This window comes from Kitasatospora sp. NPDC101155, from assembly GCF_044768305.1.
In the GTDB taxonomy this organism is placed as follows: Bacteria; Actinomycetota; Actinomycetes; order Streptomycetales; family Streptomycetaceae; genus Kitasatospora.
The window spans coordinates 1-1,088 of the sequence record NZ_JBIWPN010000169.1 but is presented as its reverse complement, the minus strand read 5'-3'; the positions used below and the strand labels follow the sequence as shown (position 1 = coordinate 1,088).

The following is a 1,088-nucleotide window of genomic DNA, read 5'->3' as shown; positions in this document are numbered from 1 at the left end:
GGTATTGCAATCGCTTGAGGCGGTTGCGGACAACAGCCTCCAGCTGGTCAAGGGCGACATTGGCGAGGTTCGCCAGACTGCGTTTGACGTGGGCCCATAGGTACTCGACCGCGTTCAGCTCGGGCGCGTATGCGGGCAGGATGAACACCGTCAGCCAGTCCCGCGCGTCGATCAAGTCGCGCATGACATGGGATACGTGGGTGTTCAGCCGGTCCCACACCAGCACGATCGGCGCCTTGACCAGCTGATGGACCCCGTCTATCAGCCCGATGTAGTCGCGCTCGGACAGGCTGCGGCGCTCGCCTTTGCGCCCGGTGTGCCGTCGCAGCCGGTGACACAGCCGGGTCCGCGACCCCGGTCGCATCGCGATCAGCCCGGCAGCCGAGACTCTCCCCGAGCGGCGGCCGGAGACCTTCACCACCGGGGTGGTGCCGCGCCGTCCCCACGTGCGTCCCTTGGGCGGTCTGCGGGTGAACCCGGCTTCGTCCTCGAAGCAGAGCCATCCGTTGCAGGCCGCCCGGGCGCTTTTACCTCCGCCCAGGTCACCTCCCTCCACGCGGCCACCGCCTGCTCGTCGCGTTCCGCGGCCCGCCGCGCGGGGACCTGTGGGGTGAAGCCGAGTCGGTGCATCAGGCGGGTGGCCCCCGAGACGCTGTAGGACACGTGGAACTTGCGGCCGATCAGCGTCGCCACCCGTGCGCCGGTCCATACCTGGTCCTGGTCCCAGCCGTGCACGGCCGGCCCCTGCTCGAGGTACTCGGCCAGCTTCGCCCGGCACCGCGCCGACAGCTTGCATCGCTGCCCGCTCGGTCCCCGTGAGGCCAGCGCGCCGGCCCCGCCCTCCCGCCAGGTCTGGTGCCACTGGTAGGCCGATTTCGCGGTCACCCGCAACCTGCGGGCAGCCTCCTTCGGCGGGACGCCTTCGTCGAACAACGCAGCGGCCTCCAGCCGCACCGTCTCGCGGCGCTGACGTGCCTTCGCCGTCAGCCCGCCCCCATCCGCATAGCGCATACCAACGGCATAGCGCGCAGATGAGCATCAGTCAGCCACATAAACAGGCCAATCACCTCGAAGCGCCAAGGTCAGTA

The 1,088-nt window shown here is 69.3% G+C and carries 1 protein-coding gene and 1 pseudogene; both read right to left on the bottom strand.

Translation table 11 applies throughout. The annotated features are described in order from the left end of the window. Window positions 1-439: pseudogene (locus ACIRYZ_RS46610) on the bottom strand (transposase); the annotation flags it as partial. Further along, window positions 415-1,011 carry a winged helix-turn-helix domain-containing protein gene (locus ACIRYZ_RS46605; protein WP_402955882.1) on the bottom strand — a complete coding sequence of 199 codons (597 nt, stop codon included), beginning with the start codon at window positions 1,009-1,011 and terminating at the stop codon, window positions 415-417. The gene ACIRYZ_RS46605 and the pseudogene ACIRYZ_RS46610, both read right to left, overlap by 25 nt. Window positions 1,012-1,088: the final 77 nt, after the last annotated feature.

Coding starts and splice junctions, on each gene's coding strand:
- ACIRYZ_RS46605 (WP_402955882.1), bottom strand. CDS start 1,011: ATGCGCTATGCGGATGGGGGCGGGCTGACGGCGAAGGCACGTCAGCGC.